Below are 17,708 nucleotides of genomic sequence, written 5' to 3' on the forward strand. Positions count from 1 at the left end.
GCCAAGCTTTTCTGGTCGGAACCCCCTAAGCCGAGTTTTCAAGGTGCTGCGCCGTCCACTTGGTTTTCGAGACTGGCCTTTTAATTCTAACGTAAAGCCGCCGTTCTACGGCGGGGTTTCAGACCCAAAATTTCCGATGAATTGCCCCCACTCCCCACTCCTGTCCCCTAACCCACCCTACTGATACGGATATCCCCCTTCCGGCTAATGTAAAGAAAACGTTACAGTAACAGGTAAAGCCCAGTAGCCAGGAAGCCGTCGATCATGTTTGAATACTTTAACCAGAAAGCTATCAAAGCGGTGATGTTCGCCCAAGAAGAAGCCCGTCGTACCGGTCACAGTGTCGTCGGTACGGAGCATTTACTGTTAGGATTGATAGGAGAAGCCACCGCCACCGCAGCCTTAATTCTCAAGGATTTAAAAGTCACCCTGCACGAAAGTCGCCGCGTGATTGAAGGAATGACCGGCCGCGGCACCGGTTACAGTCCCGTTAACATCCCTTTTACCCCGAAAGCGAAAAAGATGTTCGAGCAAGCATTTCAGGAAGCTCGACAATTAGGGGAACAGGCGATCGCACCTGAACATCTATTACTCGCTATCACCACCGATCCCGAATCCCTAGCCGCTAAAATTTTAATTATGCAGGGTGTTGATTTGATCAAACTTCGCGGCCTTTTACTGAAAAATGCTGGGGAAAAAGTCGCTAGTGGTCGCTTCACGGCAAGCAGTGACTATGAAGACCAGAAAAATGCTCCTAAAGGCGGTATTTTAGCCCAATATAGTCGCAATTTAAGCCAAGAGGTCAAAAATGGCAAAATTGACCCTGTAATCGGTAGAGAGCCAGAAATCCAGCGAGTTATCCAAATTTTGGGCCGTCGCAGCAAGAATAACCCGATTTTACTCGGTGCGCCGGGGGTGGGCAAAACAGCGATCGCTGAAGGGTTAGCACAACGCATCCATAATGGCGATATTCCCGAACTTTTGCGGGATAAACAGGTAATTGCCCTCGATATGGGGTCTTTACTGGCGGGAACCCGTTTTCGCGGCGATTTTGAGGAACGCTTAAAGGGGGTTGTGGAGGAAGTTCGCAAATCGGGCAGTATTATCCTGTTTATTGATGAAATTCACACTCTTGTGGGTGCTGGTAGCATGGGAGGAGCTATGGATGCTTCTAACTTGCTTAAACCTGCTTTAGCTCGCGGCGAGTTACAGTGTTTAGGGGCCACCACTCTCGATGAGTATAAACAGCATATTGAGCGAGATGCGGCTCTAGAAAGACGTTTTCAGCCAGTTATGGTGGGAGAACCGACTAAAGAGCAAGCGATCGAGATTTTACGCGGTTTAAAAGCCACCTACGAGGATTTCCATCAGGTAAAATACGCTCAAAAAGCGATCGAAGCTGCTGTTCATCTATCCTCGCGCTATATCAATGATCGCTTTTTACCGGACAAAGCGATCGATCTTCTCGATGAAGCGGGATCCCGCACCCATCTACGCTATTCCCTGCAAAGTAAAAGTCCTGCGGAGGTTAACGAAGAATCACCCCTAATTAACCCCGAATCTTTAATTCCGGTGGTGGATGCGGAGGAAATCGCCCAAATTGTCGCCGCTTGGACAGGTATTCCCGTTACCCAATTAACTGAAACTGAGTCGGAATCGCTCTTAAATCTGGAATATCAACTGCATGAGCGGATTATTGGTCAACAGGAGGCAGTGAATGCCGTTTCTCGTGCTATTCGTCGAGCGCGAGTAAATTTAAAGAATCCTAACCGTCCGATTGCCTCGTTTATTTTTGCCGGTCCCACGGGAGTGGGTAAAACTGAATTAACGAAAGCCTTAGCTAAGTTGCTCTTTGGCTCGGAATCCAGTATGATTCGCCTAGATATGTCGGAATTTATGGAATCCCACACGGTTTCTAAATTAATTGGTGCGCCTCCCGGATACATCGGTTATAATGAAGGCGGTCAGTTAACGGAAGCAGTGCGTCGTCAACCCTATAAAGTAGTTTTGTTTGACGAAATCGAGAAAGCACATCCCGATGTTTTTAATCTTCTCCTGCAACTGTTAGAAGATGGTCGTTTGACCGATTCCCAAGGTCGTCGGGTGGACTTTAAGAATACCCTAATTATTATGACCTCGAATATTGGCTCAAAAGTCATCGAAAAAGGCGGTAATAGCTTAGGATTCGAGATGGCTGACGATTTTGCTCAATCGCGTTACCAACAGATTTCTAATCGGGTGACGGACGAGTTAAAACAATATTTCCGTCCCGAATTTCTCAACCGTCTCGATGAAATCATTGTTTTCCGACAGTTAACTCGCGAAGAAGTTACCCAGATTGCCGATATTCTTATCGCGGATCTAGGCAAACAATTGACAGAAAAAGGCATTTCTGTGGAAGTTACCGCCGCTTTTAAGGATTTGGTCATCAATGAGGGTTATGATCCTAGCTACGGTGCGCGGCCTTTACGTCGTGCTTTAACTCGACGCTTAGAGGATAGTTTAGCCGAGGCGATGTTATCGGGAAAAGTCAATTCTGGAGACCATGCGCTATTAGATGTAACTGCTGAAGCTGTGGTGACAGTCTCTAGTCATCGGCGCTCCGAGCAGAACAATATTCTCTCGCAATTACAGTTACAACCAGTGGGTTAATCCGCTCAAAAATTGCTTTTTTTCGGGGTTGAACATTTTTCAACCCCGATTTTTATCATCTAAGTAGGGTTTGCGGCAAAAAGTTTATTGGTGGGGTTAGGAGTCAGGAGTCTCCGAGTTAGGAGACAGGAGATAGGAGATAGGAGATAGGAGATTATTTTATTTATTCTCCCCACTACCCCACTACCCCACTACCCCACACCCCACACCCTCTTTCCAGTCAGGAGATTATTTTTATTTATTCTTCCCACTCCCCACTCCCCACACCCTCTTTCAAGTCAGTCCCGATGCCAAAGTTGGCACCGCCAAGGATGAAAATATTGGGATTATTTTTCCTAAGTAGGTAGGCGTTAAAAATTATCAGACACCCCCTTATCAAGGGTAGGGTTGATTCATGAATCAACCCTACTATTTAGGGGACAAGCGTTCTTGAATTTGATTAATTGCCCAGCTTAAAATCGCCCCCGCAATTAAAATACTAATAGCAGGATTGAATAAGGGCAGCCAAAGACGCTGAAAAAGTTTAAATCCTAGGGGAATTCCTGTGGATTCACCGATAACAGCCACGGCAAACCAGAGAAAACCCGCTATTACCAAAAACACATCAAATATTAAGATTCTATTCAACCACTTGACAAATTGCTCTTTCATTGCATCAAAAACTTAGGTTATTTATACAGTTCATTCAGGAAAAAGTATAGCACTGTCACCTTAATCCCAAGCTCTCCAGAGCCAAGCGAGTCCGGCAGTAATGATTAAAACTTTAGTTAACCAGTCTCCCCAGCGCACATATAAAGTTCTTGTATCCCGTCGATAAATTGTTTCGCTATGGATTTGATATTTATCCAGATCCGATAGCCAAAGGTGATTACCGTGGGGATCGACAAAAGCAGAATAACCTGTATTGGTGGCCCGGGCCATCCATCGATCGGTTTCGATCGCTCGCATGGTATCCTGAGCATGGTGTTGAGCGGGCATGGCGTGGCTATAATGGGCGTTATTAGAAGCGGTAATAATAAATTCGCCTCCCCTAGCAGTTTGACGGCGAAAATGTTCGGAAAAAGCCGACTCGTAACAAATGCCCACAATTATTTTACCGAAAGGACTGTCAATAATTTGATCAGGATTTCCCTGGATTAAATGCGCTTGCAAGGGAGAAAGGCGATCAACAATTCCGCCCAAAATTTCCTGAAAAGGAACGTATTCGCCTAAAGGCACGAGAATTACTTTATCATACCGACTAATCACCTGTCCCTCGCCATCAATGGTCAAGAGACTATTGTTATACCCCTTGTCCACCTTGCCAAATGCACCTAACCAGATCGGCGTTTTTTTGGCTAAAATTGCCGAATAAATCGAGCTATTATTGACTAAGTTCTCCCAATAGTAGGGTAAGGCGGTTTCAGGAGTTAAGACGGCATCTACTCCTTGATCGGCGAGAATTTGATAACCAGTGGTGTAACCTTCGAGTGCCTTTTGAAATCCTAGGGGCGAAAGTTTAATCGTGTTGGGAATATTGCCCTGAATTACGCCAATTTTTATCCCTAAATCCCTTGACTTTTCGATCGGTTTATGGTATATGTTCCATCCCCAGAGATGCAGGCTAAAACAAATAAGCAGGGGTAAAGAGAGAAAAGCGAGATTTTGCCGCGATTGACGGATTAGGAGCAAGCTTTCGGCGATTAAACCATTAACTGCCACAATTGCCGCCGTTACCGTCGTAAAACCCGATAATTTGCCCAATTGCAGAATCAATAAATTATGGGGACTTTGACTATAAGCAAGGGTAGTCCACCAGAGAGGGGATTGACTCCAGAGAGATTCTAACCCACACCAGAGGGCAGTGCCGATGAAAACCCGTAGGAGAGCATCCCGAAAAGATGACTGATTAACACTTTTGTTGACATAAAACATAACTAACGTCCAAGTTAGCACGATCGCCGTTCCCCAAAAAGTGATAAACAACCAACAAAATAGGGCAATTAACAAACTCGCTAACCAGGGGACACCCATCCACGTCATCGGGTGAATTCCCGTGATCCAGAATAAAGCCAGACCATGGTAGGCAAAACCCCAGCCAAAACCGTATAAAAGCTGTTTTTTTAGGGATTTTTCCGCTAATCTCACAATAATCCACAGGGGGACGAGAGAAATCCAAGCGAGTAACCACCAAGAAACCGGCGCCACTGTTAACCCCATCCCCACACCGGCCAAAATTGCCCAGAGAAAACGCACCATCTTTCACTCCAGTCAGGTTAAACTCCTCTGACCTACTAGATCAGAGTAGCTAGAGGGAAGACAAAACACAAGAGAGACACAGAAGTTTTGGCTACATCTACAATAGATCAGTTAGCGAGTAAAAAAGCCCCCCAATCAGATGCTATTGCAAGCTATAGACTCAGACAAACAGGGAGATGAGGAATGTCACCCTCACCCTGAAAGCCAAAACTCGGACTGAATAAGTGATTGAATACATGGATAATTTTAACCCCAAAATAGCTACTCTGGCTCTTGTCTTGAATGTTGAGGAAAATCTCCAAGATATTTTTGGGAAAATAGCTAGTATGAGCGCTCATCAATTGCGAGCGCAGCACTGTTCAATTATGTTAAGCTCTCCACAGGAATTAAAGGGGGAAATTACCGATTATCTAGAAGTTTTTGCCCATTATGATGATCTATCACCTTTGGCTGATCAAGAAATAATTAAACTCGATCAAGCTATTGCCGATACTGTAGCGACCACAGGAAAACCTTTACTAATTAAGGATATCACTCGATCGCCATTTGCCACTGCAGCCCGTTATCCCAAAAGATCAAATAATAATAGTTTTATCTCCGTACCGATTATCCTCAATCAGCAGGTAATCGGAGTAATTAATCTCAGTTTTCCCCTAGACAAAAAACATTTTGAACCCTTAGATTTAGAAATCTTGCAGTTATTCGCTCAACAGGCGGCCCAATCCCTGCAAATTTTTCATTTGCAAGGGATGTTAAAATCTCGTTTTGTGGCCATGGCAGTGACTAGAGAAATAGCAGAAATTCAGTCCGAACATTCGATCGCTGTTCATCCTTATCCGCCGAAATTAGCCAAAATTGTCGCTAAGGCTTTTTTTAAAGAATTAACTCAGGCCGGTTTTGTAACTCATGAAGTTATTGAGATTGCTAATGAGGTTTTGAATTTACTACAAAAGACTCTTAATAAACATAAAAATCGTCTGGAAGGAAAAGATTAAGCGCTATTCAAGGGTTAAAATTGACTAACTTGCCACTCCGGTGCAGTCCGAAGGAGTAATTGAGATAGTTAACAGCTTAATTGACCGTTGTTTACTGATTACCGCTGCCGTCCTGCCGTCCTAATTCATAGACACCAGAGGCAACACAGGCGAGAATACCGACACTAATCGGCCAACTTTTTCCTAAACTAATCTCGATTAACCAATCGGAGAAACCGCCGAGGATGAGAAAGGGAATAATACTAAAGATAGAGGCATAAAAAGCATTTTGTGATTCTCTGGCGATGCGAGTTTTTTCAAACTCCTCTAGGGAAGTATAGAGGAAACGCTCGGCAAAATTAAACCAGCGATAGAAAATTTCTATAAACCAATTTCGCACCCCAGCTAACCCCAAATATAATGCTAAAGACCAGAGACAGCTACCGGCAATAAAGGCCGGGGAAATATTGATAGTGAAGGGCAGAAAGTCGATTACCATAAATGAGAGCCACAGAAGTGGTAAATTTGAGCGAACGGCTTGATCAATCTTAACAAGTCTTGACCCTGGCACCAAAAAGTTGATATCCTCACCCCTGGGGCCGGACGGTGATTTCCAAACCTGACCATTTGGGTTTCTGCTTGCGATCCCTGGGGGGGGGTTTCCCAGCTGCCTTATGCCATTTTTCTTTATTCGTGTCCCTCACCCCCGCTCCTCTCCCTTTCTGGGGGTGAGGGAAATTCACTATCTCTGTCATTACTTTAGAAAAATGCTATGACATTCTGGCATATATCCTGTAAATGCGCTAGTATTTAACAGTAAATCCAACCTAGAACGGCGGGGTTTCAGACCCAATTTTTTTGATGAAAAGTTTTTTTAAGAAACCTTATCGGTTAGGAATTTTGATGCTTGTCTCGACAAGTTTAATGGCCTGTAGTGCCTTAAACTATAGCTCTTTTGCGGAACTCCTATCATCTTTCTCTCCCTCTCCCTCTCCTTCTCCCTCTCCTTCCCCTTTAGATGCGGCAACTTTACTTGTTTTAGAGAATAAAATCTATCAACAGGTAAATCGCTATCGTCAATCTCGTAATTTATCTCCCCTACTGTTAAATCGAGCAATTTCTCAACAGGCAAGATTACATAGCCAACGCATGGCTGCGGGTTTAGTTCCTTTTAGTCATCAAGATTTTGACAAAAGAGCGCAAACTATTGGCGTTTCGGTTCCCTATCAAGCGGTGGGGGAAAATCTGGCAGTTAATCAAGGTTATGATGACCCAGTAATGATGGCTGTGGATGGCTGGATTAAAAGTCAAGGTCATCGGGAAAATATGGAGGGAGATTTTGATAGTACTGGGATTGGAGTAGCGACGGATAATCAAGGGAAATTATACTTTACTCAAATATTTCTAAAACGTCAATCCGCTCCCGTTTCTACTAATCCTCTTAGCTACGATCTTATCGGGAATCAATCTTTTTTAATTACCCTCGAAGAGAACACTAATTATCAAGTTAATCGCTACCGAATTTCTCAAAATTTACCGCCCCTACGTCTCGATGCTCGCATTAGTCATGAAGCTCGCTTATTTAGTCAAAAAATGGCCAATAAACAGGCTCCTTTTAGTCATGATGGTTTCGAGGGAAGATTCAAGGCAGTACAAAGGATGATCCCTTTAGAAAAAATGGGCGAAAATTTGGCTTTTATGAAGGGATATCCTGACCCCGTTGCTGTTGCCGTTAAGGGGTGGATTAATAGCCCCGGCCATCAAAAAAATATGGTTGGTGATTATAATCTCACTGGTATCGGTATCGCTAAAAATAATGCTGGTGAATATTACTTTACACAACTTTTTGTTAAAAAGCGTTGACAAAATGACCATGATAATATTTAAATTTAATTATCAGTTTTTAACTATCAGCCTTTTCAGTTGTCAGTTATCAGATTTGAGTTTTCAGTGAACAGTCTTAAGTAAGGAGTATTAAATCGCATTAACAGTGCTGTCTTTTTACTGATAACTGATAACTGATAACTGATAACTGAAAAAAGCTCTCCTAACTCCTAACTATTATGAACTTAGACAATTTTCAAGTGTGCGATCGAGATTTAAGTGATGACCTATTATCCCGTTATCTAGGGGTTAATTCGATCGCTGTAGATACAGAAACTATGGGATTAATTCCAGGGCGCGATCGACTGTGTTTAATTCAACTCTGTGATCCCAGTGGTTTTGTCACCGCTATTCGCGTTTTTAGGGGGCAAACAGAGGCTCCTAATCTCAAAAAGGTCATGGAGGATGAGCGGATAGAAAAAGTCTTTCATTTCGCCCGTTTTGATGTGGCTCAACTGTCCCATACTTTTGCCATTGCCACTCAACCGATTTTCTGCACCAAAATCGCCAGTAAACTCGCTCGGACTTATACCAGCAGTCACGGTTTAAAAAGTCTCGTGCAGGAATTGGAAGGCATAGAATTAGACAAAACCGCTCAAAGTTCTGATTGGGGAAATGCCGCTAATCTTACTCCAAAACAACTGAGTTACGCGGCTAACGATGTGCGCTATTTACTGTCAGTGCGAGATAAATTAATTATGATGCTGCAAAGAGAAGAAAGATGGGAGTTAGCCCAAAAGTGCTTTAGTTGTATCCCCATTTTTACCGCTTTAGATTTACAGCAATATAAAGATATATTTGAGCATTAGTCAGCAAAAGTTACGGTCTATTTAATAAGTAAATAGCAGATAGATTTTGTCTTTGATCCCCCCTTAATAAGGGGGGTATCTGACAATTTTTAACACCCACCTACTTAGTATGATTGACTCCCAATCGAACTTTAAAAACCCAGTTATGGATTGTTTCTCCCCCACTTCCCACTTCCCCACTTCCCCACTTCCCCACTCCCCCACTTCATAATTCATACCCACTTCCCCACTTCCCCACTTCCCACTTCCCACTTCCCACTTCCCACTTCCATCACTGATCACTGATCACTGAAAATAGTTCCTACTGCCCAAAGCTGCCAAGATCACAAAAAAGACCGCTATGATCCAAAATAGAAATCATCGTCATTGGTAGAGAATAGGTAAAAAATCTATGACATCTTATGCGGCCTCCTCTGCACGAGCCGAAATGAGCGAACTTCGGCGCCTGAAAACCCTACTACCGCCAGAATTACAAAGTTGGGTAACGGTAGAAGGTTCCACAGAGATTAATCCCCCCCTGATCCGTTGTGAAGAAATTGGCAGAGACGAGGTAGAAATTCAGATAGATTTGGCAAAATGGGAAAATTTAGCCATTGATCAGCGTAATTTGCTCTTTTGGCATGAAGTGGCCAGGATTCAAAATGATAGTATTCCCCGGGAAGGCTGGGAAATGGCCGCCCTCGCTATTGGCTTAGGTGGTGCAGTGGGGGAATTATGGGTACAGGATGGGTTATTATTGCTTTTGGCTATGGGATTATGTGGGATTTCCGGTTATCGTCTCTGGCGCAAAAATAACGGTGATAAAATTCTCAAAGAAGCGATCGAAGCCGATGAAAAAGCGATCGCCTTGGCCACTCGTTTCGGTTACTCTCTCCCCAACGCCTACAAGAGCCTAGGCAGTGCCTTTAAAACCCTAATCGAACAAACACCTAACCGTCGTCTGCGTAAGCGTTATGAGACCCGTTTAGATGCCCTGAGAAAGAGTGCAGCCAAAGCGAAGTCCCAAACCCAAGGCCGTCCGCCCCTAGGTGAGATTCGTTAGCCGATAATTACAGGTAATCTCTGACATTACTCATTGGTATTTGCGGAAAAGTGTAGTAAACATTTAAGTAGGTCATCAGGCCTTGTTCATCCATCAAACCACATCTTTGTGTCGATGACTTCCCAAATCCCTGAAACACGTTTTCTGATCATTCCGATGGAGTATCCGGTTTTGCGGATGCCCGATCGCTTGACTGTCCTGGAAGCAGTACAGTTTAAGGATATCTTTCACCATCTCATCGCCCAAACACCCACTCCCGAAAAACTCATTGTTGATCTGAATGCCACTCAATTTATGGATAGTAGTGGTGTGGGTGCTTTAGTGCATAATCTCAAAGCGGCTAGGGAAAAAAATATCGAGTTAGTGCTGGCTAACGTCCATCCCCCGGTGATGGGGGTTTTATCGATTACGGGACTAGATCAATTATTCACTTTCCAAACCTCCCCCCTAGCAGCCCAAGAAAAGAGCTTGACTGCCAATGAAAACCATCTACCGGAAACCCATCCCTCGATTCGCAGTTGGTTAAAGCGCGGTCTTGACATTGTTGGTGGGATCGTGGGTTTATTAATCACGGGGGTTATTTTTGTCCCCATTGCTATCGCTATTAAGTTAGACAGTCCCGGTCCAATTTTTTTCAGTCAAACCCGCTGCGGTTGGTTGGGAAAGGAATTTAAAATTCTTAAGTTTCGTTCCATGTGTGTGGATGCAGAAGCACTCAAGGATAAAATCCCCAATCAAGCGGAGGGAGCTTTTTTTAAAAATAAAAATGATCCCCGGATTACCCGGGTAGGAAAATTTTTACGTCGCACCAGTTTAGACGAATTGCCCCAGTTTTGGAATGTGATCACCGGTGAAATGAGTCTTGTCGGCACTCGTCCTCCCACCCCCGATGAGGTGGAACGCTACGATGTTCCCCAATGGCAACGTTTAGATGTAAAACCCGGTATGACGGGAGAATGGCAGGTGAATGGTCGCTCTCGGGTGAGTAATTTTGAAGAGGTAATTCAACTAGATTTGCGCTATCAAGAAAATTGGAGTTTAGGCTACGATCTACAACTGATTTTTAAAACAATTTTGATTCTCTTTCAAAAAAACAGTGGTGCCTTCTGAAGTCTTAAATTCCCCTTCTTTCCCCCTCCAATTCCATCTACAAGTCCGGACGGAATTGGCAGCTTTAATCCCAGTCCTACAATGGTTTGAATCCCACGGCCGCTCTTTTCTACCCGACTCGGTGCTTTGGCAGTGTAAGGTGGCTTTAGCCGAAGGATTTACTAATGCTGTCCGTTACGCTCACCAACATTTACCACCAACTACACCCATCGATCTAGAATTAACTTTACAGTCCCATTCTCTAGAAATAAGAATATGGGATCACGGTCAACCTTTTGATCTGCAAGCAAAACTTGATTCTCTACAACAACATCCCCTCACACCTTTAGAAATGGAAAGCGATCGAGGATTACTTTTCATGCGTTCTCTTACTGATATTTTACAATATATCCGCACTGCCGAAGGGAGAAATTGTTTAATTCTCCAGAAAAGTTTTTAAGTCAATTTATCCCCTGCTAGAAACTCTGTCCATGGCACAGGTTTCCAGACGAGAAAAAAGAATTATGCCACCACCCACACCCCACACAAGGGTGGGAAGATGTCCAGAGGGTGCTTTGAGAGAGAAAGTAATTTGATCGTAGTATAACCACTTGTTATTAACTCGCCAACCGACTTTTGACCCGAAAGCGTTCCATTTTTGTTGATCATAATTGCCGCTTCCTCCCAAACTTTCATAGATTCTTTTCTGAACAGATAGACCAAATTTTCCCTGACTATATTGTAACCAGAGTTGATTGATAGTGGCTAAATCTTCACAGGGAAAGTTATCTATATCTTCTATCTTAAGATATTTTTCTTTAGTTCGATCGGCAACTTTTAAGAATAGATTAGCCGTTTCTTGATCGGCTTCTTGCCATTTTTCTTGCGCTAATAAATCCCGCAGATTGGTGTAATCAATTGCCTTGGCGCTTTTGAGGTTAATTTCCTCCCTGGTGGCGACTGGAAAAACTGGCAAAACCGTTTCTTGAATTGTGTCCTGTGATCGGGGTTTTGGCGGAATCACTACGGCTAATTTTACCGCTAACTCTTGCAGGACTTCCCCGGCTGATTGATAACGTTTTTTGGTGCCAAATTTAATTAATTTATCTAAAATTTCGCCTAATTCAACACTAACAGGATTATTAAAGAGGTGCTGTCTCCATACCCATTCATGTTCACTCACATCGAATAATTCAAAGGGAGATATTCCCGTTAATAAATAGATACAAGTGACTCCCAAACTATATAAATCACTGCTATTAATCGCTTTACCATTGCCTTGTTCTGGTGCGATATATCCCGGCGAACCGATCACTGTTCCTGTTAGGGAAAGATTAGCAATAGTCATAAATTTAGAGGCACCGAAATCAACTAAAATTATTTTATTATCGCTGCGTCTCCTAATTATATTAGCTGGTTTAATATCTCGATGAATGACTCTTTTAGCATGGATAAAATCAAGAACTGGCAAAATTTCTAATAAAAGATGTTTAATCTTTTCTTCATTGAAAACTCCCTCGCTTTGTAATTCTTGTTCTAGATTTTCTCCCTCAATATATTCTTGAACAAGATATTGTCGCCCATCATTGCTGGTAAAATAGGCATAGAGAGAGGGAATTTGTGGGTGTTGACCGAGATTATCTAAACTAATCGCTTCTTCTTTAAATAATTCCGCCGCTTTCTTGAGAGCATTACTGCCTTGAGCGCTAGGAAAAAATTGTTTAATCACACAATAGGGTTGAGAAGGTTTATCCTCATCAATTGCTTGAAAAGTTTTACCGAAACCTCCTTGACCAATTAATTTTATGGCACGATAACGATCTTTTAGTAATAATTGAAAGCAACATTTTTGACAGAATTTATCTGTAGGATCATTGTTATATAGACAATCGGGATTAAGACATAAACTCATTGTTAGTTCAAAGAGAGATAGGGAAGATGTTTCAGTGAGCAGTAAACTGATAACTGATAACTGATAACTGATAACTGATAACTGATAACTGATAACTGATAACTGATAACTGATAACTGATAACTGATAACTGATAACTGATAACTGATAACTGATAACTGATAACTGATAACTGATAACTAAATCGAGGTTTCTTCCTCTAGCCAAATTTCTGGCTGTTGATTTAATAAAAGCTGGGCTGCCTCTAACATATCATCAACAATATCCCGCAAATCTTTCTTATTATCGATATAAGCTTTTAACGCCTCCATCGGATCTAATTGATTACCCACCCCTAATTCTGGTAAACGGGGACGGGTTAATTGACTAATTAACTCGGCACGAATACTATAGCTATGGGCAGGTTTTAACGCCTCGTCAAGCTGATTGGTGTTGATTAGTTCTAATTGTTCACTGCGAATTTTATAAACTAAGCGGATAACTGCTTCCTGAATATCGTGTTTTTTGAGAGCTTTTAGCAATTCTTTTTGGGGGTTTTCTGCCTCAGAAACATCCACTTCGATGGAACGGAAAGGACGCACGGGTAAAGGACAAAATTCCCATTTAACCTCTCCTTTAGCCACTTCTATTAAAACATAGCCCTTATCTTCTTTTTCCTCGCTAAAATCCACTCGATCAATGCTCCCCGGATAGACAATAGGCGGATCATTACTAGGATTAAGATTTTGGTGTTTGTGAACATGACCGAGGGCAACATACTCAAATTGTGGACGATTTAGCAGCGATAAAGGCACAGTAAAACCTTTACCAACCGCTAAAAGTCTTTCTGCTCCTAAACTAGCTCGATCAGCCATTAAATGGGCTAATAAAACTGTTGGTACGCTTGTATCTAATTGGCGAATTTCTCCTTCTAAAACCGGTTCCAAACGGTTAATTAATAATTCATTTACCCCACTCAAGGATAAACCCTCGGTTTCGGGACGGGTTAAGAGAGTGGCGCGGGTTAACCAGGGTAAAGTAATTACTTGGATATCGCCGTTGCGGGTGGTGATGCGATGGGTGGTCAGGCGATCGCCAACAATAAACCCCGGCACCGCTAGGGTACGATAGATGGAGAGACTGACACCGCCATTACCATGAGAATGTTGATCGTGATTACCCACTAATAACACCGTCGGGATATTAGCATCGGCAAGACGACGGAATTGACTGGCAAAAGCTTCCTGAACAAAAGGAGGAGGAGTGGCATCGGGAAAGGCATCTCCCCCAAAAAGCACTAGATCCACAGGTGTGGCAATAGCCCGATCGATACAGAGGCTTAAACTGCCCATAAAATCCTCTAAACGCGTATTTAATCCCGTTTTTGGATTTAAACGTCCATGGGAAAAACCGCTCCCCATGTGAATATCCGATAAGTGCAGTATTTTAATCATGGTAAAGAAAAAACAGGCGCAATTAAGTACACCTGTTCAAGACTATTTTCCTAATTTTTTATCGCCATCTTGACGACGGCGATCGCGCCATTCTGTAGTCGTCAGGTAGAGAATGCCACCACTGACGACAACGAGGAGAATTAAGGCGACTAGAAAGAGAGTGTTAAGAATCAGAGATGTTTCCATGGTATCTATAGATTACCTAGAAACCGTTACGACCCCAAACCACCATGGCGATCGACCAAGTGAACAGGGCGAGAATGCTAACCCAACCAAGTGTCAAAATATCCATAATTGCCTTTGTTAAACGAAATACTTGCAAGATAACTACTCAATTTTTGACACTCTCCGCCCTAAAAGTGCGGAGATTCTTGGGCTGAATCTTGCCGCTACTAGCAAAGCTAATTTTGGTCTTACAGTTTCATGTCTAGTCCGACTACACCTACAAGGTAAGCACTCTTAAAGACTACTCCCCAAGCGTAAATTTCTGTGTGTCCCACAGTATTTAATTGTTTTTCGCTCTTACCATGTGGACTTAGGATGAAAGCTTTTGTACCAGTGATGGTTAGAGATTTAGGGATTACGGAGTGTCGCTTGTTTCCTGCGTTCCCAAAGTCAACGACTCAATTTGATGCTAACATAAAGTCGCCCTAAAGGGCGAGGTTTTCAACCCAAATTTTCGATAATACTCCATCAGTGACTCCGTTTTAGAGAGGCGATCGTGCAAATTACGCTCAAGGAAAGAATCGAATCCATACAGGTGGGGAGTATCTCGGCGCTGGCTTTCCTGGTTCCCTATCTGCTATTTTTAACTGTTGATCGACTATTTTTAGGGGAATCGATCACATTAATTGGCGCTTTTGTCAAGATATCTGGGGCGATAATTAGCGGATTTCTCTTCGGTGTCACCTATCGTTATGTCGTCCGCAACGATGATAATCCCCATCTCAAAGATGGTACAGTGGCAGCTTTTGCCCTAGTCCGCGGCCTAGTTCCCCTACAATTATCCACAGACTTGCTCGCTGACGCTTGGCAATTAAGTCTCTTTCTGGGAGAGAGCTTTATCTGTTTTTTATGCTGTCGTCTGCTCTTAGAGTTGACTAAGCTGCGTCAATAACCGACTCAGTTATCAGTTATCAGTTATCAGTTATCAGGTGTGAGTTTTCAGTGAATAGTATTAAGCGACAAGCTCGGAGCTGCTTTTTTACTGTTTACTGATTACTGTTTACTGATCACTGAGCACTGTTTACTGAAACATCACCCCACACCCTATGGCTATTTGTATTCCCGTTAATTTACCCGATCGCTCCTATAATATTCTGATCAACAAGGGCAGTTTAGCTAATCTCGGTGCAGAAATGAGCCGGTTAAACTTAGGTAAAAAGGTTTTATTGGTTTCTAATCCCGAAATTTTTGAGTATTACGGGCAAATAGCCGTTAATTCTCTAGAAAAAGCGGGATTTGTCGTTTTTACACATCTGATTCCCGCCGGCGAAAATTATAAAACCCTCAATGCGATCGCCAAAGTTTATGATACCGCCCTCGCTCACCGGCTGGAACGTTCCTCGACTATGGTTGCCCTCGGTGGTGGTGTGATCGGGGATATGACGGGATTTGCGGCAGCCACATGGTTACGGGGTGTTAATTTTGTCCAGGTTCCCACCACCCTGTTAGCGATGGTGGATGCTTCCATCGGGGGTAAAACTGGTGTTAATCATCCCCAGGGCAAAAATCTGATCGGGGCGTTTTATCAACCGAAATTAGTTCTGATCGATCCTAACGTGCTTAAAAGCCTACCCGTGCGAGAATTTCGGGCAGGAATGGCAGAAGTGATTAAATATGGTGTAATTTGGGATGCTGAGTTATTTCAACAGTTAGAAGACTCGGACAATTTAGCTAGTTTTTCTCAGATCGATGGCGAGCTATTGCAAACAATTATTACAAAGTCTTGCCAAGCGAAAGCAGATGTGGTATGCACAGACGAAAAAGAAGCGGGTTTGCGGGCGATCTTAAACTATGGTCACACGATCGCCCACGGCATTGAAAGTTTAACGGGATATACTAGCGTTAACCACGGGGAAGCGGTGGCCATGGGGATGGTGGCGGCAGGAGCGATCGCTGTTAAACTGGGAATGTGGACTGCCGGGGAAAATCAACGTCAAACCGATTTAATCGAAAAAGCCGCCTTAGAAACCCATATTCCGCCTTTAAATGCCGATGAGATGGTTAATGCTCTTACTGCCGATAAAAAGGTTAAAGATGGCAAGGTTAGATTTATTTTACCAACGGCAATCGGCCAAGTGACCATTAGCGATCGAGTCACCCCCACCCTGGTGCGCGAGGTGTTATCACCAACCGAATCCGGGCAGTAAACGCTTTTTCAATTGTTGCATCCCTTGTTCCGTAACATCCCGGTATTTTAAATCTCCCACGAGAATACGTCCCATCAGTTGACCGGCGATCGGACGTTTAACGGCGACATTGTAGGCGATTTGGGTAAATTGATAGAATAAACCAGCCAATTTGGCCGCTAAAGCCATATCTTCACCCCATTCTTCCCGAATTATCCGACTATAGCCCGCTAAAGCCTGATTATCTCCGGCTAAAGCTCGATCAATCGCCTCGGCTGCCTTAACTCCCGTCAAAATTGCCGGACGGATACCCTCACCGATGAGAGGATCGAGAATCCCCGCCGCTTCCCCTGTAATTAAGGCATTTTGGGCGTGTAGCGGTTGATTTCCGTTCCAAAGAGCTAAAGCATACTCACCATAGCGATAATCCTCTAAATTCCAGCCCTTTTGACGGGCATAATTTAACAGTTGTTTTTTCAGATCCTCGGATTTGATGCTGCCCTTAAAACAAGCACCGCTAATTGTGTAACCATTAGACTTGGGAAAAGCCCAGATATAACCATTTTTTAGGGAACCAAAATCAAAAAAAGCTTTTTGGGGTGGAATAGTCGCTTCTGCGTTAGTAATTTCGAGAGTAGCCCCGATAGCTTCGTTTTTCGCTGGTAATCCTAACCAGCGACTGGTATTGCCCCTAACACCATCGGCAGCAATCAGATATTTGCCTGAAAATGTTCCTTGGGATGTGGTAACTTGCCAGTGATCTTGGACGAATTTGATCTGGGTAACTTCGCTGTTATCTTGGATAGTTGCCCCGACTGCGATCGCCTGTTGACCTAAAAAATCATCGAAACGATCCCTTTGTACCATCCACATCGGTTCTAGCATATTTAACTTAGTGGTGACGGTATCCCCCTGTTTCCAAGTAAACTGTACTTGCGTGACGGTATTCTCGATCACGGGAGTAAAGTCAAAATCAAACCACTGCTTAATTGCCGGGGATACCCCCCCACCACAGGGTTTATAACGGGGTAATTTCGCTTTATCGAGGATCAGGATTGATCGTCCCTTTTTAGCTAGATGATAACCCGCCGTCGCTCCTGCTGGTCCCGCACCGATGATAATACAGTCAAACATTTGTACTAATTGAAGTCGTTGAACAAATTTATAGACAATTTACGCTATTTTGGGCAACTTGTGTTGAGTCTGGTTTCTTGTCCCTTCTTCAGACGGTTGAGCTTGCCTCTCTAGTTTCTAGCTGATTTATCCCCCAATTTCCCAGAGAGCCTAATCTCTGGCTTTTTTGACTAATTGCTCAATCTTCACC

Annotated in this window: 18 protein-coding genes; 9 read left to right on the forward strand and 9 right to left on the reverse strand. The window is 43.3% G+C overall.

The window, feature by feature from the left end; genetic code table 11:
• Positions 1-264: 264 nt before the first annotated feature.
• Positions 265-2,652, forward strand: a complete 2,388-nt coding sequence (locus tag O9324_RS24530; protein WP_288141566.1) for an ATP-dependent Clp protease ATP-binding subunit — start codon at positions 265-267, stop codon at positions 2,650-2,652.
• A gap of 408 nt (positions 2,653-3,060) precedes the next feature.
• Here O9324_RS24530 and O9324_RS24535 read toward each other — a convergent pair whose 3' ends face one another.
• Together O9324_RS24535 and lnt are read right to left on the reverse strand one after the other, a co-directional pair.
• Complete coding sequence (locus O9324_RS24535; RefSeq protein ID WP_002781780.1) at positions 3,061-3,303, reverse strand: DUF8620 family protein; 243 nt, start codon at positions 3,301-3,303, stop codon at positions 3,061-3,063.
• Positions 3,304-3,363: 60 nt separating this feature from the next.
• Positions 3,364-4,890: an apolipoprotein N-acyltransferase gene (lnt, locus tag O9324_RS24540; protein ID WP_288141567.1), complete on the reverse strand. Its 1,527-nt coding sequence runs from the start codon at positions 4,888-4,890 to the stop codon at positions 3,364-3,366.
• Between the two features lie 236 nt (positions 4,891-5,126).
• Here lnt and O9324_RS24545 point away from each other — a divergent pair, with 236 nt between their 5' ends.
• The gene (locus O9324_RS24545; protein ID WP_288141568.1) at positions 5,127-5,885 is read left to right on the forward strand and encodes a GAF domain-containing protein; all 759 of its coding nucleotides are present in this window, start codon (positions 5,127-5,129) and stop codon (positions 5,883-5,885) included.
• 91 nt (positions 5,886-5,976) lie between these two features.
• On the opposite strand, the gene O9324_RS24550 is transcribed toward O9324_RS24545, so the two are convergent.
• The gene (locus O9324_RS24550; protein WP_002756975.1) at positions 5,977-6,363 is read right to left on the reverse strand and encodes a hypothetical protein; all 387 of its coding nucleotides are present in this window, start codon (positions 6,361-6,363) and stop codon (positions 5,977-5,979) included.
• 362 nt (positions 6,364-6,725) lie between these two features.
• Here O9324_RS24550 and O9324_RS24555 point away from each other — a divergent pair, with 362 nt between their 5' ends.
• Both O9324_RS24555 and O9324_RS24560 read left to right on the forward strand, forming a co-directional pair.
• Positions 6,726-7,727 (forward strand): CAP domain-containing protein, encoded by a 1,002-nt coding sequence (locus O9324_RS24555; RefSeq protein WP_004159947.1) that lies wholly within the window; start codon positions 6,726-6,728, stop codon positions 7,725-7,727.
• 200 nt (positions 7,728-7,927) lie between these two features.
• On the forward strand, positions 7,928-8,557 hold the full coding sequence (locus tag O9324_RS24560) for a ribonuclease D (protein ID WP_288141569.1): 630 nt from the start codon (positions 7,928-7,930) through the stop codon (positions 8,555-8,557).
• A gap of 63 nt (positions 8,558-8,620) precedes the next feature.
• On the opposite strand, the gene O9324_RS24565 is transcribed toward O9324_RS24560, so the two are convergent.
• Entirely contained in the window at positions 8,621-8,839 is a 219-nt protein-coding gene (locus tag O9324_RS24565) for a hypothetical protein (protein WP_288141570.1), read from the reverse strand.
• A 109-nt stretch (positions 8,840-8,948) separates the two neighbouring features.
• Here O9324_RS24565 and O9324_RS24570 point away from each other — a divergent pair, with 109 nt between their 5' ends.
• The 3 genes from O9324_RS24570 (at position 8,949) to O9324_RS24580 (ending at position 11,148) form a co-directional block, all read left to right on the forward strand.
• Positions 8,949-9,599, forward strand: coding sequence for a DUF3318 domain-containing protein (locus O9324_RS24570; protein WP_002756255.1), 651 nt, complete (start codon positions 8,949-8,951; stop codon positions 9,597-9,599).
• Positions 9,600-9,713: 114 nt separating this feature from the next.
• On the forward strand, positions 9,714-10,709 hold the full coding sequence (locus tag O9324_RS24575) for an anti-sigma factor antagonist (protein WP_004159942.1): 996 nt from the start codon (positions 9,714-9,716) through the stop codon (positions 10,707-10,709).
• On the forward strand, positions 10,696-11,148 hold the full coding sequence (locus tag O9324_RS24580; protein ID WP_288141571.1) for an ATP-binding protein: 453 nt from the start codon (positions 10,696-10,698) through the stop codon (positions 11,146-11,148). The genes O9324_RS24575 and O9324_RS24580 overlap by 14 nt, the downstream gene beginning before the upstream one ends.
• A gap of 6 nt (positions 11,149-11,154) precedes the next feature.
• Here the strand turns inward: O9324_RS24580 and O9324_RS24585 are convergent, their stop codons facing one another.
• The 4 genes from O9324_RS24585 to petN all read right to left on the reverse strand — a co-directional run bounded on the left by O9324_RS24585 (position 11,155) and on the right by petN (position 14,325).
• Positions 11,155-12,600, reverse strand: coding sequence for a serine/threonine-protein kinase (locus tag O9324_RS24585; RefSeq protein WP_288141581.1), 1,446 nt, complete (start codon positions 12,598-12,600; stop codon positions 11,155-11,157).
• A gap of 179 nt (positions 12,601-12,779) precedes the next feature.
• Positions 12,780-14,033, reverse strand: a complete 1,254-nt coding sequence (sbcD, locus tag O9324_RS24590; RefSeq protein WP_288141572.1) for an exonuclease subunit SbcD — start codon at positions 14,031-14,033, stop codon at positions 12,780-12,782.
• A gap of 42 nt (positions 14,034-14,075) precedes the next feature.
• Positions 14,076-14,219, reverse strand: a complete 144-nt coding sequence (locus O9324_RS24595; RefSeq protein WP_002768280.1) for a hypothetical protein — start codon at positions 14,217-14,219, stop codon at positions 14,076-14,078.
• Positions 14,220-14,235: 16 nt separating this feature from the next.
• Complete coding sequence (gene petN, locus O9324_RS24600; RefSeq protein ID WP_012265708.1) at positions 14,236-14,325, reverse strand: cytochrome b6-f complex subunit PetN; 90 nt, start codon at positions 14,323-14,325, stop codon at positions 14,236-14,238.
• Positions 14,326-14,754: 429 nt separating this feature from the next.
• Between petN and O9324_RS24605 the strand changes: the two genes are divergently transcribed.
• Both O9324_RS24605 and aroB read left to right on the forward strand, forming a co-directional pair.
• Positions 14,755-15,150: a hypothetical protein gene (locus O9324_RS24605; protein ID WP_271949388.1), complete on the forward strand. Its 396-nt coding sequence runs from the start codon at positions 14,755-14,757 to the stop codon at positions 15,148-15,150.
• Between the two features lie 154 nt (positions 15,151-15,304).
• Complete coding sequence (gene aroB / locus O9324_RS24610; RefSeq protein WP_288141573.1) at positions 15,305-16,405, forward strand: 3-dehydroquinate synthase; 1,101 nt, start codon at positions 15,305-15,307, stop codon at positions 16,403-16,405.
• On the opposite strand, the gene O9324_RS24615 is transcribed toward aroB, so the two are convergent.
• The gene (locus O9324_RS24615; protein WP_043996686.1) at positions 16,382-17,518 is read right to left on the reverse strand and encodes a geranylgeranyl reductase family protein; all 1,137 of its coding nucleotides are present in this window, start codon (positions 17,516-17,518) and stop codon (positions 16,382-16,384) included. The two genes, aroB and O9324_RS24615, sit on opposite strands and share 24 nt — an antisense overlap.
• Between the last annotated feature and the right edge of the window lie 190 nt (positions 17,519-17,708).

The organism is Microcystis sp. LE19-84.1B, assembly GCF_027531875.1.
Lineage (GTDB): Bacteria > Cyanobacteriota > Cyanobacteriia > Cyanobacteriales > Microcystaceae > Microcystis > Microcystis panniformis.